The 17,777-nt window shown below is 50.7% G+C and carries 13 protein-coding genes and 5 pseudogenes; 4 read left to right on the top strand and 14 right to left on the bottom strand.

Going from position 1 to position 17,777, the window contains the following annotated elements; translation table 11 throughout:
* Positions 1-14: 14 nt before the first annotated feature.
* Positions 15-1,322, bottom strand: a complete 1,308-nt coding sequence (locus Thiosp_RS02825; RefSeq protein ID WP_323696812.1) for an O-antigen ligase family protein — start codon at positions 1,320-1,322, stop codon at positions 15-17.
* A 311-nt stretch (positions 1,323-1,633) separates the two neighbouring features.
* On the opposite strand from Thiosp_RS02825, the gene Thiosp_RS02820 reads away from it, so the two are divergent.
* The gene (locus Thiosp_RS02820) at positions 1,634-2,824 is read left to right on the top strand and encodes an ISAs1 family transposase (protein WP_323696811.1); all 1,191 of its coding nucleotides are present in this window, start codon (positions 1,634-1,636) and stop codon (positions 2,822-2,824) included.
* A 71-nt stretch (positions 2,825-2,895) separates the two neighbouring features.
* Here Thiosp_RS02820 and Thiosp_RS02815 read toward each other — a convergent pair.
* The 6 genes and pseudogenes from Thiosp_RS02815 to Thiosp_RS02790 form a co-directional block, all read right to left on the bottom strand.
* A pseudogene (locus Thiosp_RS02815) lies at positions 2,896-3,195 on the bottom strand (ISAzo13-like element transposase-related protein); the annotation flags it as partial.
* Positions 3,196-3,388: 193 nt separating this feature from the next.
* Positions 3,389-4,666, bottom strand: a complete 1,278-nt coding sequence (locus tag Thiosp_RS02810; protein WP_201068796.1) for a right-handed parallel beta-helix repeat-containing protein — start codon at positions 4,664-4,666, stop codon at positions 3,389-3,391.
* Between the two features lie 77 nt (positions 4,667-4,743).
* Positions 4,744-5,907, bottom strand: coding sequence for a glycosyltransferase family protein (locus Thiosp_RS02805; protein ID WP_201068797.1), 1,164 nt, complete (start codon positions 5,905-5,907; stop codon positions 4,744-4,746).
* Between the two features lie 76 nt (positions 5,908-5,983).
* The gene (gene murB / locus Thiosp_RS02800; RefSeq protein ID WP_201068798.1) at positions 5,984-6,982 is read right to left on the bottom strand and encodes a UDP-N-acetylmuramate dehydrogenase; all 999 of its coding nucleotides are present in this window, start codon (positions 6,980-6,982) and stop codon (positions 5,984-5,986) included.
* Positions 6,966-8,225: a UDP-N-acetylglucosamine 1-carboxyvinyltransferase gene (locus tag Thiosp_RS02795; RefSeq protein WP_242518923.1), complete on the bottom strand. Its 1,260-nt coding sequence runs from the start codon at positions 8,223-8,225 to the stop codon at positions 6,966-6,968. Before Thiosp_RS02795 ends, murB begins: the two co-directional genes overlap by 17 nt.
* A 703-nt stretch (positions 8,226-8,928) precedes the next feature.
* Positions 8,929-10,200 (bottom strand): lipopolysaccharide biosynthesis protein, encoded by a 1,272-nt coding sequence (locus Thiosp_RS02790; protein ID WP_201068801.1) that lies wholly within the window; start codon positions 10,198-10,200, stop codon positions 8,929-8,931.
* Between the two features lie 294 nt (positions 10,201-10,494).
* Here Thiosp_RS02790 and Thiosp_RS02785 point away from each other — a divergent pair, with 294 nt between their 5' ends.
* Positions 10,495-11,523, top strand: coding sequence for an IS630 family transposase (locus Thiosp_RS02785; RefSeq protein ID WP_201068802.1), 1,029 nt, complete (start codon positions 10,495-10,497; stop codon positions 11,521-11,523).
* 50 nt (positions 11,524-11,573) lie between these two features.
* Here the strand turns inward: Thiosp_RS02785 and Thiosp_RS02780 are convergent, their stop codons facing one another.
* The 7 genes and pseudogenes from Thiosp_RS02780 to Thiosp_RS02755 form a co-directional block, all read right to left on the bottom strand.
* Positions 11,574-11,879 carry a hypothetical protein gene (locus Thiosp_RS02780; RefSeq protein WP_242518924.1) on the bottom strand — a complete coding sequence of 102 codons (306 nt, stop codon included), beginning with the start codon at positions 11,877-11,879 and terminating at the stop codon, positions 11,574-11,576.
* A 69-nt stretch (positions 11,880-11,948) separates the two neighbouring features.
* Positions 11,949-12,041 (bottom strand): annotated as a pseudogene (locus Thiosp_RS24645) (hypothetical protein); the annotation flags it as partial.
* A gap of 349 nt (positions 12,042-12,390) precedes the next feature.
* Positions 12,391-13,212 (bottom strand): annotated as a pseudogene (locus Thiosp_RS02775) (GDP-mannose 4,6-dehydratase).
* Positions 13,213-13,331: 119 nt separating this feature from the next.
* A pseudogene (locus Thiosp_RS02770) lies at positions 13,332-13,853 on the bottom strand (NAD-dependent epimerase/dehydratase family protein); the annotation flags it as partial.
* Positions 13,854-14,545: 692 nt separating this feature from the next.
* Positions 14,546-14,908: a pepsin/retropepsin-like aspartic protease family protein gene (locus tag Thiosp_RS02765; protein WP_201068803.1), complete on the bottom strand. Its 363-nt coding sequence runs from the start codon at positions 14,906-14,908 to the stop codon at positions 14,546-14,548.
* 219 nt (positions 14,909-15,127) lie between these two features.
* Positions 15,128-15,424, bottom strand: a complete 297-nt coding sequence (locus Thiosp_RS02760) for a hypothetical protein (RefSeq protein ID WP_242518972.1) — start codon at positions 15,422-15,424, stop codon at positions 15,128-15,130.
* A 42-nt stretch (positions 15,425-15,466) separates the two neighbouring features.
* A pseudogene (locus tag Thiosp_RS02755) lies at positions 15,467-15,714 on the bottom strand (NAD-dependent epimerase/dehydratase family protein); the annotation flags it as partial.
* A 572-nt stretch (positions 15,715-16,286) separates the two neighbouring features.
* Here Thiosp_RS02755 and Thiosp_RS24640 point away from each other — a divergent pair.
* Positions 16,287-16,448 carry an IS66 family transposase gene (locus tag Thiosp_RS24640; protein WP_201068804.1) on the top strand — a complete coding sequence of 54 codons (162 nt, stop codon included), beginning with the start codon at positions 16,287-16,289 and terminating at the stop codon, positions 16,446-16,448.
* 147 nt (positions 16,449-16,595) lie between these two features.
* Complete coding sequence (locus Thiosp_RS02750; protein WP_201068805.1) at positions 16,596-17,747, top strand: ATP-binding protein; 1,152 nt, start codon at positions 16,596-16,598, stop codon at positions 17,745-17,747.
* Positions 17,748-17,777 lie beyond the last annotated feature (30 nt).

Genomic DNA, 17,777 nt, shown 5'->3' with positions numbered 1-17,777 from the left:
TCCCTCAAAGATTGTTATCGGGGCCTTGGATTATCCATGTATGCCCCTTTCAAGAGGTGCTGAGTCGATACCCTAATGTTAGGTATCTTGCGCTTCGTACTGAAATCAGCGATCAAGGCGACGATAAAATAAAAGATACGATCATTGAATCCGTGGTTATCGGTGATGCCAGCAACAAAAAAAACAAATAAACCTGCCCCTAGCGCGTCTCGTAGCAGTCTGGAGCCAGAGCGTTTGCCTAATGACCCAAAGCTAAAGAAGTATAGCGAACCGTAGAGCGCAATTCCTAGCACACCCGTTTCAATAAGTATTTGTAGCCAGCGAGAATGCAGGGAGGTACTTCTGCCAAACCTGGCCTCCTGAACATATACCCATTTGTCGAAACCCGCGCCAAACAACGTATTGCCTTGATATAATTTCCACGCTTGCTCATACAATACGTTCCGACCAGACGTCAAGGCCCCGAGTTGTTGGTCGTCTAGCTTTTCAATACTTGCGCTCGGAAGACGCAATAGCTTTTCGGAAAAGCTTACCAGAAAATCGCCGTGCAATAATCCCACCAAAAGAATTATAAAGAGTGAGACAACTATCGTTGTCTTGGAAATATATCCGCGAAAAATAAAATAGGACATGATGACTATAAATGCAAAAGTCGTCATTCTTCCTAAGCCGAGGATAACAGAAATGGAAGCAACGACAATTGCCAGGGAAACTGTGAGGCGAGCCAACAATTGAGAGCGCCCAAGCGACATTCGGTATGGAATCAAAAAGCTTAGGCAAAGGATCAAATAGACTCCTGTCTGATTACGGTTTCCGGCGATACTACGCTGAGCGAGATCCATATTTATTAAAATATTAGCTAGTGTCGATCCTCCTAACAGAAACGCAACAATAGTCGCAATTATGCTCACGGTAGCAAGTACCTCGTTGTTTTTTTTACTTTCTATTAAAAATAGGCAAAGAACAAAAAAAATAAGATTGTTAAGTAAGAGTGTGTTGATAGAGTGCGCATAACTATAATAAGAAAAGAGGCAGTAAAAGATGAAAAAAAACATGATTAAGGATGGTAATGTAAAAAGTGATGGTGGCGCTTTTTTTCGAGCCCCGACTTTTTGCATAACTAATACGATAATTCCAACGAAAACCATGATCCGATTGAATGTAAGTGCGGGAATAAATATCGATATTTGGCTAATTCTAATAACAACCCATGAATCAAGCACCAAGTACCATAAAAGAATTTGGGGACGCAGAAAAATGCCGACAACAAGTACAGGAGTCAATGCGACGCCAATAAGTTCAATTGTTGACTCAAGTAACATATTGATGATATATTATTTTCAATTATTAAATAACGATTCAATCATGAGTCATACAACTTATGCATGAAATTAATTGGCATCTACAACGTAATTCCATCCGCTCAGATTCTGATCAGGGCGAATGAATTGATCTTTGGTGCTGCGGAACGTATCGAAAAGGTTCGTCCGATCTCATAGCAGCGATCAAGGATTTGACCGACCACTTGCAGACCCAGGGCTATCGCATCAACGCTTAATAATATACTTTTAGACACAGGTAGAGGTTTCCAAGATAATCAGCTGAAAATACTTGCCTGACTCGGAGACCTGCCATGCCATCTGCTACTGCCCTTGATCACGCACTCACGCGGCACTTTGCCCCACTTGTCGATCCGCGCAACCCCACGCAGCGGCGGCACATTCTTCTGGAGATGATCGTGATCGCCATCGCCGCTATTCTTGGCGGGGCCGAGGGCTTCGCGGCGATCGCACAGTTTGGGCGCAGCAAGGAGGCATGGCTGCGGCAGTTTCTGGACTTGCCCAATGGGATTCCGTCCCACGATACCTTCGGGCGGGTGTTTTCGCTGATCGAGCCGGCGGCCTTTCAAGCCTGCTTCCGCTCGTGGGCCGAATCGATTCGCGAACTGATCCCGGCGGAGGTGGTGGCCATTGATGGCAAGACCCTGCGTCACTCCTTTGATCGGGCACGCGGACTGGGGGCATTGCATATGGTCAGCGCATGGGCCACGGCGAACCGGATGGTGCTGGGACAGGTTGCCACCGAAGCGAAGTCCAACGAGATCACCGCGATTCCGAAGTTGCTGGAACTGCTCTGCCTGCGCGGATGCATCGTCACGATCGATGCCATGGGCTGCCAGAAAGCCATTGCCGCGCAAATTATCGACCAAGGCGGCGACTACTTGCTGGCCCTCAAAGGCAACCAAGGTCACCTGGTCGAAGAGGTCAATGAAGCGTTCATTGAAGCCGATGCGCGCGGCTATGCCGGACTGGTCTCTGAGGGCGTTGAAACGCGCGACAGCGGACATGGCCGCGTCGAAACCCGTCGCTACCGCACGCTTGAAGACCTCAGCGCGGTGCCACACAGCGAAGGCTGGAAGGGGATGAACATGATCGGCATGGTGCAGAGTGAGCGCACCTGCAACGGCAAAATCACGCAAGAGACACGCTACTACATCGGGAGCTGTGGCATCAACGCCGACACCTTTGCTACAGCCGCGCGCGGCCATTGGGGGATCGAAAACGCGGTTCACTGGTGTCTGGATATCGGCTTTCGCGAAGATGAGTCGCGCCTGCGCGAGCCGATTGCACGGGAGAACTTCGCGGTCTTGAGACATCTTGCCCTGACTCGGCTGAAAAAGGACTCCACGCATAAACTGGGGATTCACAACAAGCGATTGACGGCTGGGTGGAATGAGAAATACCTGGGAAAACTGCTTTTTGAGCCGCCCGATCCGCCACGGCGGAAGACGATGTCAGGCGACTCGAATATTAGTGGACCTTGATGCGATTGCCCTGCTTGCAGACCGGTGTTTGTCCGGGTCTGCTCAACAGTCAAGAGCCCCTTCTGCGGGGTATCAAGGATTACGCCGCGCCAGCGTCGTTCGATCTGCCTGAACAGGCGGTGCACGATAGGATTCCACTTGAAGGTGTAGGGCGGATAGTGGGCAATGCGCAAGCGCCGGCCTTGCTGCGCGGACAAAGCGATCAGGTCTTCTTTGAAGCGCAGGGAGCGCACGGCGTTAGCGCCACCGCAATCGAACTGCAGCAAGATCTCCGTAGCGCGGGGATAGAGGGCCTTAAACAGCGCGAGCCAAGCCCGCGCGATGGCGTCATAGACAAAGACAATGGTCTCGCGCGAGGTCCCGAGCGTCATGAAGGCGAGATTGCGCACGGGATCATAGACACAATGCGGCTCTAACATCCCCTCGGCCAAATGGCGGTTTTAGCGAAAACTGCGGAGGCAGAACTTCCGTTTCTGGCAACCGGCCGGGAGGGGCCACGATGATGTTTCGTCTAGGCAAAGAGCGACCCATTATCTCGCAAGAATTGATCGCAACTCTTTTTTGTCATTCAATTCTGAGGGTCGGTGCAGGTATCGCGGCATCTAATTTAGTAAACTTGCTTTGGTCTGCACCTTTTGTGAAGCATGGACTTGTCGGAGGCACTATAAAGTCACCATCCTGGGGATTTAAAAACGCTGGGTCTTCAAATACCGATTCCGAATCAAACTTTATATCAGAGAGATAGGATGCATAAGATAGCCATGTGCCGTTAATCTTAAACTCCCCAGAACCAGTGGTTTTCCAGTAACAATTGCTTTCTAATGTCAAACCCAAATCATTTCCCGCGTCGACGACTAAAATACCGTCGTTCCCCGTCCTCCAAACAATATTGGATTTAATAACATTATTGGCGCTTTTATAGTTTAACTTGGCTGGATCTCCACCGGCCTGAATGTAAATACCAGGACCATAAATAGAATTGTTTTCTACAGTACAATTCTCAGCCCCCCTTAAAAAAATACCGCCGCCGATATTGTTTGGATCATCATAAGTAATGATATTTTCCCTCGCGGTTGTTGAAGAAATCTCATATTCGGCTTGACTATATTCTGGCAGCGTTGTCCCACCGAGACCGATGCCGCTGTGCGTCATATTTCGAATAAAATTGAATTCGATTAAGTTACCAGAAGTCCCTCCTTTCAACACGATGCCAGAATCGCAATTTTGCAATTTGTTACCTCTGACGACAATGCCTATACCGCCGACCGCATCAATGCATTGCTGTGGCGCTTTTGATATCTCATTACTTTGAATTAAAATGTTCTTCGCAGTTGCAAGTATTTTAATTCCATCATACTTAGTCGCCAACGAATTTTGATCAAATGATAGTTTGTTGTTTCTTACAGTAATGTCGGATCCCGCTATTGCCAGAACATTACCATCTTCATTAGACATCCATGTTAAAGAAATATTTTCGAGAACAATATTTCTTGTTTCTTCACCAAACTCTACTCCGTTAACGTAACCACCCATGAGCATGAATTCGGGGATATTGCCGCCATTGTCAATTACTCCACTTATTGTGATATTTTCCTTATGATCTATTTTGATTCCGCCGGTTGATTCATATCTTCCAGGTTTTATCTCTATCACATCATCGGACTCTGCAAGCTCTATCGCTTTTTGTAATGTTGCAACCGGCAACGCAGTTGTTCCAGGATTGCTATCATTACCCGCCGTGTCTACCGTGATAGTATTGGCTAGACAGATGTTAGAGAAAAACATTAAAATCGCTACGTAATGAACATTAATGTTTTTGCGTGCATTGTTCTCAGTTTTCATTTGCCGTGCTCTCCGTTTTTTGTGCTGTTAATCTTACCTTCGACATGGGTTGCATCTGATGGTTCCAAAAAAGGAACTTACATAAGTCGAACACACCTCAAGCAATATCTTGCTTTATTAAATAAATCGCCAAAATTATTGAAATTGATTTTAATTACGTCATTATAAACATGGCTGTATTTATCCTTCGCAAGCGACAGATCAAAATGATTTCTAAAAAACATTTTAGATAGAGCGCTTAATTTTTTTCTATGGCCTAGGTCACATATCATCTTATGTATTTCCAGCATATTACCATTGAGAGTCGCGCTATCAACGGTTACTCTTCCAGAAAAATTAGTATCAAAAAAATTATGCATCATTTTCTCGTTCTTAATTAATATTGGTATGTTGCTATTATTTGTTGGGCATAAAATCGGAAGACCTAGCGAACTCGCCTCCATTACTCCTCTACCCGTTCCGATAACTGCATCCGCTGCAATCAGGCAATCAGATCCGCGTTTGCTTGTTTTCTCGTCTGTAATAAATGTCACCGGTAGTGATTTAGATCCTACTTCTTTCATTAATCCGGCAAAAACGTTCGAATCCTCAAGGTAACCAACAACAATCAGACAGACGTTTACGCCCGCTGATGATCGCCGTAGATTCTCTATTAATCTAATGGAATCCAAAATACTCTTATGCTTCGATGGTCCGATCCTCGCTATTCTCATAAAAACAAACGTATTTGAATCGTGCGTGAAAACATTTGGCATCAGTTCTTGTGGAGGCGATAGTTGTCTCACTCTATGAGGAATGAGGCAGATATAAGCGTCTTTGAACTTTCGTTGACAAAGAAAATAATCTAGGTTTTCTTTACTAAATAGTGTTAAAGCGGCTACTTTTGGATAGTGAATCTCATTTTTTCCGCCGCATTTGGTTAGAAGCATTGGCCAGCGCCGATACAACGGATTCAGCGTTACGATAGAATAGGAATATGCATCAAAAAAATGGATAATATCCGGATTGATCTTAGTCAGGAAATCATTTAGCTGTTTAAATAATCGGATAAAGTTGCATCCATTAAAAAGGATGTTACCTCGATAATGAGGGCTACTGGAAAGCGTATTGCTTTCTCTTTTTCCGATGGAGACGATAGATACGTCCTCGACTTCGGCTACTGCTCGTGAAATATGGTCGAGAGAATGGTAATGGCCTCCGCTCCCTTCATTGAAAACGCTAATCACATATAGAACTTTCATACAATATTATCAATTGCTATAAACTTAACCATCGCGGTTCGACAATCAATAATTGAAGTGTGTAGCTTCATATAGCTTATATGCATGCAACATGAGCTGAAAGAATCGTCCCAGCAGGATGCACGTACCGAACTTCGGTATTTAGATTTATTCCCATGTCACTTTTGGCGCGAGCCCGCACAATCGAGATCAATTCGAGCACATCCCGAGCTTTTGCGGCCCCCTGATTTAAAATGAAATTGGCGTGCCGACTTGAAATGTGCGCACCGCCACGAGTATATCCTTTCAGACCCAAACGCTCGATCACAACACCTGGCGGACCATGCTCTCGATACATTTCAGGATTGCTGACAAACACTGAACCACAATTTGGTATTTTTCGTGGAAATTTCTCGCGCCGTAACTTTAGTGTTTCGATCATATCACGCCGGATTTTTCTTTTGTCATCTGTCCGTTCCAGGCCCAGAACCGCTTGAACAATAGTCTCCGTACTTTCTTGAAAAATCGATGCTCGATAAGAAAAAGCTAAATCATCCGGTCGATGGGTGTATGAATGACCCTTTTCGTCGACTGTGAAGACATAGAGGATATTGCTAGCAATTGCCTTGCGCTGACTACCACCATTCATGCAGATCAACCCGCCTAGCGTGCCCGGAATGCCGCAGGTATGCTCAATACCTGCGAGGCCTGCTTCCATGGCCCTGCGTGCAAGTTGTGGCACCCAGACCCCCGCACCTGCTGTAATCTTCGAGCCATCGACCCTAAGTGACGCAAATGCTTCACCTACTTGTATGCAAATTGCCCGCAGCCCTTCATCGGCAAACAGCAGATTCGTAGTCGCGCCGATCACCACCTGGGCAAGCCCCTGAGCATGTAACCAGGCCCGTAGCCTCGATAATTGGTCGATGTTTCGGGGGCGGACGATCACGTCCGCAGTGCCGCCGATACGCCAGCGGCTGATGCTCGCGAGGGAAACATCGCGGGCAACCGCCCCAGGGCAGATCCGCTTCAGGTCGCGAATCGCCGCTGCGCTGACGGTTGTTCCCGAATCGCGCCTGTCAGTCTGATTGGACATTGGCTCCCAGACTCCGAAGTTTTTCGGCAAAGTTCACATAGCCACGCGAAATCTGCCACGCATCCGTGATCACGGTCTTGCCCTCAGCGGCCAATCCGCAAAGGGCAAGCGCTGCACCCGCTCGTAAATCTAGTGCACGGACTTTAGCACCATGAAGGCCACCGCCTTGACCATGGATAACTAGCATGTCACCTTCCACCTCGTGGCGGAGACCCATTCGAGCCATCTCGTTGGCATACCCATAGCGTCCGGGAAAGCGCAGGTCGATGATACGCGACTCGCCGCGGGCCTTAGCCGCCCAAGCCGCCAGAATCGGTTGCACGTCCGAGTTGATTCCCGGGTGAGGGCCGGTGCTGATCTCGATCGGATAGCAGGCCCCGCCGCGAACAATCAACGAGTTTTCACCCGGATAGAGCTTTGCCCCCGCTGCCCGCAGGTGCGCCAGTACAACAACGAGATCACGACAGGGAAAATCGCGGATCTCGATATCGCCATCGGTAATCACGGCGGCGGCCAGCCAGGTAATCGCTTCCATGTTGTCGGCAATCACCCGATGTTCCGCCCCCCGCAACCCCTCAACCCCGGTGATTTCGATATGCTCTTGGCCAAAGACTCGGATCTTCGCCCCCATGCGCCGAAGCATCGCGATCAAATCCAGAATCTCCGGGCGGATATGAGGGTTCCAGATCCGGGTGATCCCCTTACTCAGCGTACCCGCTAGGATGGCGTTCTCCGTAGCGCCGGTCGAACGGAGCGGAAGATGGATCTCGGCCCCGATCAGCCCAGCGGGAGCCGATGCGCAGAGGGAGTCACCTTCCTCCCAGACACGAGCACCCAAGCGCTCAAGCAGCATGACATGCAGATCGAACTTGCGCTCACCCAGCTTACAGCCACCGGGCAGCGGCACGCTACCCTCGCCAAACCGTGCGGTCAGTGCGCCAAGGATCAGCAGCGTGTTGCGGATCAAGCGGCCCTCCCAGGTCAGGCGGCTGTGTATTGGGCGGGTTTCGCTGATGCGGATCTCATTACTGGATGTGAGATTAGCCGTCTTGCCCAGAGCGGTGAGCATATCCACATGAACTTGGGCATCCAGAAGACCAGAGGGGTAATTGGTGAGTGTGACCGTTTCCGAGGTAAGCAGGCTAGCGGCAAGCAGACGCAAGGCGGAGTTTTTGGCACCGGAGAGTGAGACAACGCCGTTAAGCGAGGAGCGCAAAAGGGTCAGACTATTGATGGCGTTCATTTTCCGCATCCCAAGTGTTCACAAAAGCGCAATAAACTAGTCGGTAGTGATCACGCGCGCGGGTGCGCCCACAGCAGTGGAATTATCTGGCACATCATCCAGCACAACTGAATTTGCACCAATCCGACAGTTGCAGCCAACTCTAATGTTTCCGACAACCACTGCGCCCGCGAATATGACCGTGTTTCGCCCGACCTCTGGGTAATAATGTTTTTTGTGCATCACCAATTCTTGCTCCTCCAACTGTGAGAGTTTGTTAAATAGTATCATCCTCACAAACCGGACGCCATCTCCAACCACAATTTCAGTAGAATGGTAAAGTTTTATTGAATTATTTAAGTGAGCATTTAGCGATATAAAAATTAGAATTTTTTCAGGATATGATTTAATGCGATTAATACTAATACACTTTGGCCGTTTTGCTTTAGAAACCCCATCAATTTAAGATACCACATTAACCGTGGCACCAAACCCAAAGAAATCATAACCAATGTTTTATTTAAAATCATCATTTCTGACAAACCTCATAGAAAATTATTCACTCTTTAAGCTTTGAAATACAAGGACTAATGATCAAATAGCATCGCAAAATCAAGATGATATCACTCCCCTATAGGCGACTGTAAAATCAGTGGCGTGATTATATCTCGAGCTAGAAGAGCTAATTATTGATAGGTACTCAATTGAACATTTGTTCATTTTCTTAATTCCGAACAAAGCTCATAACGCGAAGCATTGTTAGTATGTAAAAAAGGAACATACCAACTGAGTATACTAAAAAAGTCGTCATAATATGTAGCTGCCATTTGTGTGCAGCACCAAATAAAATAATTAAAATAATGGCTCTCAAAACATTTATTAACAGATAATCAGATTGACGCCCGAAAACGTCGAGAAGCTGAACGACTGGAGATGAGATAAACTGACCAACAAGATAGATTGAAAGCACCGACGCGATATTACCAGCCAATATCCATTCTTCACCGAATATCACTTGAAAAAAAAAGGGCCCCATAAGAAATAGAGCGACAGCAGGAATTAAAGAAAAAAGAAAAAGCCTTTTGATGACTGAAATAGTGAGCGACCTTACCTCTTTAACGCGATTTTTTCCTAGACTTGCCACCTCTGCATAATACGCCTTACCCATCGTCCGTCCGAACAAGCTCATTGGAAAAGCCAATGCCGTAAGCGCCAATCCAAGTGCTCCAGTCGCATCGGCACCATAAACCGCTGCTGTAAACAGAAGCGGGGCCTGCATCGAAAACACCAGCAAGAACTGCGACGGCAGCCGAAAGACCGGAAAGCCACGGAAGTATCCTGCCGCGAACCTCATGCGTTGTCGCGTGATCATTCTCTTCGTGCGTCGAAAGTCTGGCCAAAACCTTAGGATAAATGATCCAATTCCTCCACTTTGGGCGATAACATGACCGAGCAACAATCCAAGGGGCTTGATCGCCAGCAGACCCAAGCCAATCTTAATAAGCGAGCCAATTGCCGATTGGAAAACTTGAGTCTGTGCGACATCTTTATAAGCTTTGCGTCGAGTCGCCCACATCGACAGCAACTCATATGTTCCGATGCCAAAAGCTCCCAGTGCGATTAGCCACCAATAGGGGGCTAGAACCTCCATCGACATCAGCCCCAGCAGTAGCGGGCCAAAAAACCACAAGCCGACGCTGATCACCAGCGTGATGGTAAAAATCGAGGCTGCGGACAATGCCATGATGTTCATTGCCATCCCATCATGTCTAGGGAGCGGGATCGCGACTACATAGCGCAGCGTCAGCACCGGCACGATCATAGAGATCACCGCAGTGAAAATCGATAGTATGCCGAAGTCCTCGGGGCTGTAGATGCGTGTCAACACCGGGATCGAGGCAACCCCAATCAGCCGCGCTAACCCAGTACCAAGCGCCAGCGTTCCCATTCCTTGAAAAACCGCTTTAGCCGGCCCGCCAAATAGGCGAGCATTCAAATTCGATAATCTATTGCGCATTGAAATTAAAGTAGTGACGCAATATTATCGACAGTCAAACTCACGGTTATTGTGCCTCGAAAACTGCGAAAAGGATCGAGAAAGGGATCTAGTCTCAAAAAATTTTCTGCGATTAACAATTTAGGAACGGATCAGCGCACAATCGACACAAACCGCAGGGGATGTCTTTCACAGTTAACGTGGCTAGGCTCCGGAAAGATATACCAGTCTTACTTAGGTTTTCGGTTGAGGTTACCCTTGGAAGTCACTGAAAAAATGCGGTAGGCTTGCCCCATGACCGACTACCGTCTCACCACTGACCAGCTTCAAGATCTGCGTGCCGCGCATAGGAAGGCGAGCAACGTGCGCGAGGCCTATCGCATCAATGCCGTGATCCTGTTGGCCGAGGGCTTCAGCCCCTCGGAGGTGGCCGAAGCGCTGTTGATGGACCCCGATACCGCGCGATCATACTTTAAAAACTATCGCCGCGGCGGGCTTGAGCAGCTGATGCGCATGAACTATGTGGGCAGTGAAGCGCTCCTGAACGAAGCACAGTTGGCGGAACTCGATAAGCATTTGCAAGATCATATCTATCAAACTGCTGAAGGCGTGCGCAGTTGGGTCAAAGAACACTTAGGTGTCACCTTCAGTCTCTCTGGCATGACCGCCGTGCTGCATCGTCTCGGCTATCGTTACAAGAAGCCCAAGCTGGTACCAGGCAAGCCCGACGAGGACAAGCAAAAAGCCTTTGTCGAGGACTACAAGGCGCTGAAGGAAAATCTTCAAGATCAAGACGTTATTATTTTCATGGACGCCGTCCATCCACACCACAACCCCGTCCTCGCTGGCGGATGGATCAAACGCGGCAAGCGTGGGTATGTGAAAAGTAATACCGGTCGGCAACGCCTCAACATCAATGGCGCACTCAATGTCGCCGATCTGAAAGCCACTGTTCGCTTTGAAGACACCATCAATGCCGAGACCACCATTGACCTGCTTCGCGACGTGGAGCGCCAGTATCCCAAGGCGTCCGTGATCACCATCTTCTGCGATAATGCGGGTTACTATAAAGCGAAGAAAGTAAGTGATTACCTGAAAACCTCAAAGATAGAGCTTGTTCCTCTTCCACCTTATTCACCCAATTTGAATTTAATAGAACGATTTTGGAAATTCTTTAAACGCAAGATTCTCTATAACACCTATTACGAGACATTCGCAGAATACGAAGATGCGTGCAGTGAATTTTTCAACAATCTGGAGAAACATCGAGATGGCTTAAGGTCACTGCTAACTGATAATTTCGAAATAGTGCCATCTATTTGAGGGCCGAAAACCTGTATCCAACGGGTATAAAGAGCCCAAGCTTGAAAATTTTATTGTTTCCGCGCTTCTACGATTACTGCGTTCTTGGTGCGGCCTGGTAATTCGACGGCTTTTATATCGGTGATTTCACTTTCGAAAGCGCTTTGCGACGATGCCTGGAAAGCAAATTCGGTGAGTATTTCGATCAATCTTGGTGAATCATACATACATTTGTGTGGGAATGAAAAAAAAGGGGGTAGCATGTTTCTCAGAGTGTTGCTTTTAACCTCATAAAGCACGCCAAGGTTTTCAATAAAATCGTCTGCTCGGATGCGACCTTCAAGATACTCTGTTACTTCATGTTTTAAATCGGGCACGACGATTCTGATAATTCCGTTCTGACGAAGAACTCTGTAACACTCGGAGAGAAATTGTCTGCCCTGTTCTTTAGTGAGATGCTCTAGAGTATGAGAGCTATAAACGACGTCGACTGTTGTACCCTTCCACGGGAAGCTCTTCGTTAGATCATGAACAAATATTTTCTCATGCCAATCCAGGTTGAAAAGCCTAATCTTTTTATTAACGCCACGAAAAAAATTATTTTTGTGAATCTCGCTCCAAGCGCGTAGTCGACATTAATCCAACCATCCGGAACCTGAGAGCCACAACCTAGGTTTAACTTTTTCATCAACCTATCAGAAGACATTTCGTCAGAATCCACACGTTACACCTTCGTTGGCTTTCAAAAAAGAGGTACCAAAAACGCAATGTCTCTTTATCACCAAGAATATTGGTGCAAATAAAAAATGAACTTCCACTAGTAGGCCAATGATCATTTAGCGCCCAGCACGTTGGTAAAGGACCAAGATATTATTCGACGTTGTTCGGTTATTCATTGTAGCGATGGACAGCATAGCCTTCTCGGGTGCAGAGGGCATCGCGCTCGGCTTCCTTCAAGTCCTCACGCATCATTTCCGCCACCAGGCTGGCGAATCTGATCTCTGGCTCCCAGCCAAGTTTCTACTTGGCCTTGCTCGGGTCGCCGAGCAAGGTCTCGACCTCGGCCGGGCGGAAGTAGCGCGGGTCGACTTCCACCAGGCAGGCGCCGGTTTTCTGGTCATAGCCTTTCTCCTCGACGCCCTGGCCTTCCCAGCGGATGTCGATGCCGATCTCGCGCGCGGCGATCTCGACGAATTCGCGCACCGAGAATTGCTTGCCAGTGGCGATGACAAAATCCTCGGGCTGATCCTGCTGCAGCATCATCCATTGCATGCGCACATAGTCCTTGGCATGGCCCCAGTCGCGTTTGGCATCCATGTTGCCGAGGTAAATCCGCTCCTGCAGGCCGAGCTTGATGCGCGCCAGCCCGCGGGTGATCTTGCGGGTTACGAAGGTCTCGCCGCGGATGGGGCTTTTATGGTTGTACCGGATGCCGTTGCAGGACCTTTGCGCGGCTAGGTTATAGATTTCATCCGGTCGCACCTGCTGCATGATGCGGATCAGACTCGAGCTGTCGGTCATGTCGCCATGGTGCAGGACGAAGCGCCGGTCCGCTTGATGCGGGTCCTGATACAGATGGTCGATGCGGTCGGTGTTGAAGAGCGAGCTGCGTCGTTTGATGCTGTGCACCACATAGCCTTTCTCAAGCAGATATTCCGCGAGATAGGCGCCGTCTTGGCCGGTGATACCGGTGATGAGAGCTGTCTTCATGGACGTGTTGTCACGGGCTTTCTTAATATCGTAATGTGTTAGGTGCACAGGCTGTTCTGGTGCTCGACAAACCATGCATCGGTCTGGGCGAGCCCGTCTCCGAGCGGGATGCGGGCACGCGGGTGGAAAGTATCCCCCGGACCATAGAGATTGCTCGGCATCACACTTCTAAAATCCTTGCCATATTGCCGATTGTAGGACTTGCAGAGCTTGATTCCGGCAATTTTGGCGACCGCGTAGGGCTCGTTCGTCGGCTCAAAGGGGCCGGTCAGCAGGGCATCTTCCGTCATCGGTTGGTCGGCTAGGCGCGGATAAATGCAGGAACTGCCGAGGAACAGGAGTCGTTGCACACCATGGCGCCAGGCTGCGTGGATCACGTTGGCCTGAACCATCAAATTCTGATAGATAAATTCGGCCGGGAGGTGATTATTGGCCCAGATGCCGCCGGCTTTGGCAGCCGCCAGGTAAACTTGGTCCGGCTGTTGCTCTGCAAAAAAGTGCTCAACAGCGGCTGAGTCGACCAGATTCAGCTCCGTGCGGGTGCGGGTGATGTACTGGTTGCCGCCACCATCTGCCGCTTGCAGCCGGCGCAGAAGGGCTGAACCCACCATACCCCGGTCACCAGCTACGAAAATCTTCATCAGCCCTCTCTGAGCAGTCTGCGGATAGGCTCTCTTCTGAGAACAACCGGTCGTAGTCTCGGCGCCGGTCGCCCCCCCCAAATTAGCGACCAATTTGCAGCCGGCCCTCAGAAGTCACGCCGGACTGCTGGGTCTGAGATCGCCGGGGCAGCGATCCGCAGGCACCTTGATCAAGAGCTCGCGTGATTCACGGAGCAGGCACAGTAATCATTGCGCTTAACGGATCGCGTCTCTGATGGCACCTTCACCCTCCCTTCGTTACCGATCCAGCGCGACAAAACCACTGGACTCCAATCGCTGCTGTGCAGTGCCACCATGCGAGGTTAACGGTAGGCACTAGCCTAAAATTTATTATGTTCTAGAGTATAGCCCAAAGCTCTGAAATGGCGGACCCCAAGCTTCCAACTTGACGGAGCTCTTGGTCAGCGCGATTAGATGGCTCGCCCGATCAGCGCGATATCTGACCGGTTATCTCGCCGCATCGCGAGCATAGATTAACGACGTGCATTCAAGGCGCAATCATTGTGTTCTGCTGGGCGCGCATCTTTTCGCTGGCCGATAAGTATCCTGCCGCACTAGGTGCCCGAATCGCTAGAGTTCGCGATAGTCCTTAGCTTGCGGAAATGACGCGATGCCCTTCGTCAAGGCTATCCTTCCCCGCGGGTCAACGGGGGTTTGGTCGACGCAAACTGCTATTTCAAGGGTTTGGCGGACATCTGCTTCCGCGTGCGGGTTGCTGGATCGACCCCGATGCCCGTGGTCTCCAAAGCCACAACACCCAAAATTGGTTCGCTATCATCCGGACCAAAAATCACCTGGGTCACTGTTTCTGCGCCCATGAAGGTGACTCGGGCAAAGCCGTAGGGGTATTCAATAACATCGCCGTTAGCCAGTTCATACACGTCTTTTCCTTCCTCAAGCACCCCAGCATCCCGCAAGGCGCGACTCGGCGCTAGACAGTCGACGACTCCGGTTTCGACTAAAAAATCGGCTTTATAGGACGGTTTCGTTTTGCCAAGATTCGTCAGCGCTACAGTGACATAGCTAAGCCCCATGAGATTCTCCAAATCCAGTATTTAGCTCAAAGGTAAAAAATGGGAGAGAAAAAATGCCAGGTTGGCATTCTTTCTACTCCGTTCGGCTTCGGGTTGACACTTCCGTAAACGGATGCACGGAGGTGAATTTGTCTGCGGTTGATCTGGCCGAACTCGGGCTCAATAACGCCAGCGGCGCTCTCACACCCGGTCAGCCCGCGTTCGCGCCCGCCGACCTGCTCAGGCTCCGGCAGGACGCTCGAAAGGTGAACCGAGCGTAGCCGCTTTGATTTTTGATTGCCTCTGATTCCTTGAATACCAGGCACTGGCAGAAAAAGAAGGATCGTTGCAGATGGTCAGCGTCTCGCCGCTTTGCACCAGCACATAAAAACCTTGGTTTTGCGCGTAGTGAACGACATCCGTGGGCATAACCATTGCCGCCACCGCGCCGAAGGCTTGGTGATGGCGGTAAGCGGGTAGCATGCGTTTGAGTTTGCCCTTGCGTTCAACATGCTGGTCCACATAGTCGTGGGTCATTTTGCTTTTGCATTCAACGGCGATGAGCACGTCGTCGTTGGCCACCAGCAGATCGACCTGGATGAACTCGGCTGGCAGATGTTCGTTGGCCCAGATTCCCCCGACCTTGGCCGCGGCGAGGTAGACCTGTTGCGGGCGTTGCTCGGCGAAGAAGGTCTCTACGGCGCTGCTGTCGGTTAGATCAAGCTCGGCCCGTGAACGGGTGATGAGATCGACCCCATTAACATTGCCAGGCGCCGCGCGATGGCTGAGCCGACCATGCCACGGTGGCCTGCTACAAAGACCTTCATTTTGGCGTCAACTTTGAGCTCTTGTCGGGGTTGTGGCCGGGCTGAACACTACATCAGCAGAGTATAGTCGAGATCACGCTTTTCTGTCCCTGCTGAAAATTCCCTTCTGCGGCGCGGAGGGGCTGCCGAGCCCGCCTAGCGCGCGATGCCGGCTAGAGCCGGCGCACCGATGGCTAAACTGTTGCTGCCATTCTGTGGATCGGCGTATGCCGATCTAAGCGCTACCTGTTGTCTTGCGCGTTGTTCGCGACGAGGGATGCCGCGCCTACAGGGCGGCGCGCAAGGCGGTGAGCCAGGTGAGGAGAGCCTTGATGATGAATTCAGCGCGACATCGCGTAACCATGCAAATCAACTATGGTCATAGTGAAAATGCATGGTTATATTCCCCGCCTCGCCGAGGAAGCACTGGAAATCGACCGTGACCGCCGGCCCGGGCGTTTCCTGATCCTTAGCTCTGCCTCACGGGATCTGATTCGCTGCGCCCATTACAACGGGCAGGTTCTCAACTACAGCAAGTTGGCGGGCGCGCTGGACCTCGCAGTCCCAACCCTGAAGCGGTATCTGGCGCGAAGGTGCTCACCAGCCTGCTCGCACATTGGTCGGGGCTGACAGTGTTTCTCACGCACCCGCCAAGTGCTGATCAGGTCCCGATGGACAATAACAAGGCGGAGGAGACCCTGCGCACGCCGGTATGCCGGCGCAAGAACTATGGGTATTTCGGAATCTGGTGTTGATCCAGCGCATCCGGGGCCGATGACGCGCACGGAAAATCTTGGCTTCCCGTTTCGCAATCAAATTTCTTCTGCGAGCTGTGGCGACCGTCTTCCAGAGTAAGCCAAAATAGTCTTGACGATTTTCCAGCTCATGGGAAAATCGTCACCATGAAACGACTGATCCAGCCGATGGTGCAGCGCGATCTTGCCCGGAAAATGGTTTTTCTCACCGGCCCGCGCCAGGCGGGCAAAACCACACTGGCACAGATGATTGCGTCCCAGTTTCCCGATGCGCACCTCTTTAACTGGGATGTGCTTCCTGACCGTCGCGTGATGCTGGCACAAAGTTGGGTACCCACTGCGTCCTTGCTGGTATTCGATGAGCTGCACAAAATGAAGGATTGGCGCGCCTGGCTGAAAGGCGTTTATGACGGTCGAGCCAAAGGACAATCGATTCTTGTCACGGGCAGCGCGCGGTTGGACGCCTTCCGTCAAGCCGGTGAATCGCTGGCCGGTCGTTACTTCTCCTGGCACCTGCTCCCCGTGACCGTGCATGAGCTCGTCACAGCCACCGACATCACCCCTGAAAACGCCCTGAACAGGCTACTGGAGCGCGGCGGCTTTCCTGAGCCCCTGTTGGTGGAAGCGGATGCCGATGCGCGGCGCTGGCGCCAGTTGTATCTCGAAGGTCTGATCCGAGATGACATCCTTGAGTTCTCCCGCATCGGCGAGGTGCGGGCCATGCGGCTGTTTGTGGAGATGCTGCGCGAACGCGTTGGGTCACCAGTATCCTTGGCATCCATGGCCCGCGACCTTCAGGTTTCACCCACCACCCTCGGGCGCTATCTGGACATCCTTGAAACCCTGCATATCGTCTTCGCCGTGCGGCCTTTTCACCGAAATATCGCGCGCGCCTTGCTCAAGGAGCCGAAGGTGTATTTCTACGACACAGGTCTCGTCAAGGGTGATGAGGGCGCCCGCTTCGAGAATGCCTGCGCCACCATGCTGCGAGCCGAGGTCCAGCGGTTGCGCGATGCCGAGGGGAAAGAGGCGAGTCTTGGGTACATTCGTGACAAGGAAGGCCGGGAAATTGATTTTGTGATGTGCGATTCCTATCAGCCGACCCAACTGATTGAATGCAAGTGGTCGAACGCCACCGTTCCGAGCTATCTGACCGCAACTGCCGCCCGATTTCCCGATGCCCGAGCGACCTTGCTGGTTCGACATCTGCGCCAGCGCGAGCAACGCGGACCCGTGGCGGTCGATCCCGCTGCCGAGTGGCTGGCCGACCTGGGCGCTGGCCAGGCCAGCGCGGACTGATAGTCACCGAGCCCCACACAAAATTCGGGA

The organism is Thiorhodovibrio litoralis (genome assembly GCF_033954455.1).
GTDB classification, from domain to species: Bacteria; Pseudomonadota; Gammaproteobacteria; order Chromatiales; family Chromatiaceae; genus Thiorhodovibrio; species Thiorhodovibrio litoralis.
This window is presented reverse-complemented; position numbering and strand designations above follow the sequence as displayed.

Bases quoted from the DNA above. Each gene is read 5' to 3' on its own strand.
- Thiosp_RS02825 (WP_323696812.1), bottom strand. From the start codon at position 1,322: ATGTTACTTGAGTCAACAATTGAACTTATTGGCGTCGCATTGACTCCT.
- Thiosp_RS02820 (WP_323696811.1), top strand. From the start codon at position 1,634: ATGCCATCTGCTACTGCCCTTGATCACGCACTCACGCGGCACTTTGCC.
- Thiosp_RS02810 (WP_201068796.1), bottom strand. From the start codon at position 4,666: ATGAAAACTGAGAACAATGCACGCAAAAACATTAATGTTCATTACGTA.
- Thiosp_RS02805 (WP_201068797.1), bottom strand. From the start codon at position 5,907: ATGAAAGTTCTATATGTGATTAGCGTTTTCAATGAAGGGAGCGGAGGC.
- murB (WP_201068798.1), bottom strand. From the start codon at position 6,982: ATGTCCAATCAGACTGACAGGCGCGATTCGGGAACAACCGTCAGCGCA.
- Thiosp_RS02795 (WP_242518923.1), bottom strand. From the start codon at position 8,225: ATGAACGCCATCAATAGTCTGACCCTTTTGCGCTCCTCGCTTAACGGC.
- Thiosp_RS02785 (WP_201068802.1), top strand. From the start codon at position 10,495: ATGACCGACTACCGTCTCACCACTGACCAGCTTCAAGATCTGCGTGCC.
- Thiosp_RS02765 (WP_201068803.1), bottom strand. From the start codon at position 14,908: ATGGGGCTTAGCTATGTCACTGTAGCGCTGACGAATCTTGGCAAAACG.
- Thiosp_RS02760 (WP_242518972.1), bottom strand. From the start codon at position 15,424: ATGACCCACGACTATGTGGACCAGCATGTTGAACGCAAGGGCAAACTC.
- Thiosp_RS02750 (WP_201068805.1), top strand. From the start codon at position 16,596: ATGAAACGACTGATCCAGCCGATGGTGCAGCGCGATCTTGCCCGGAAA.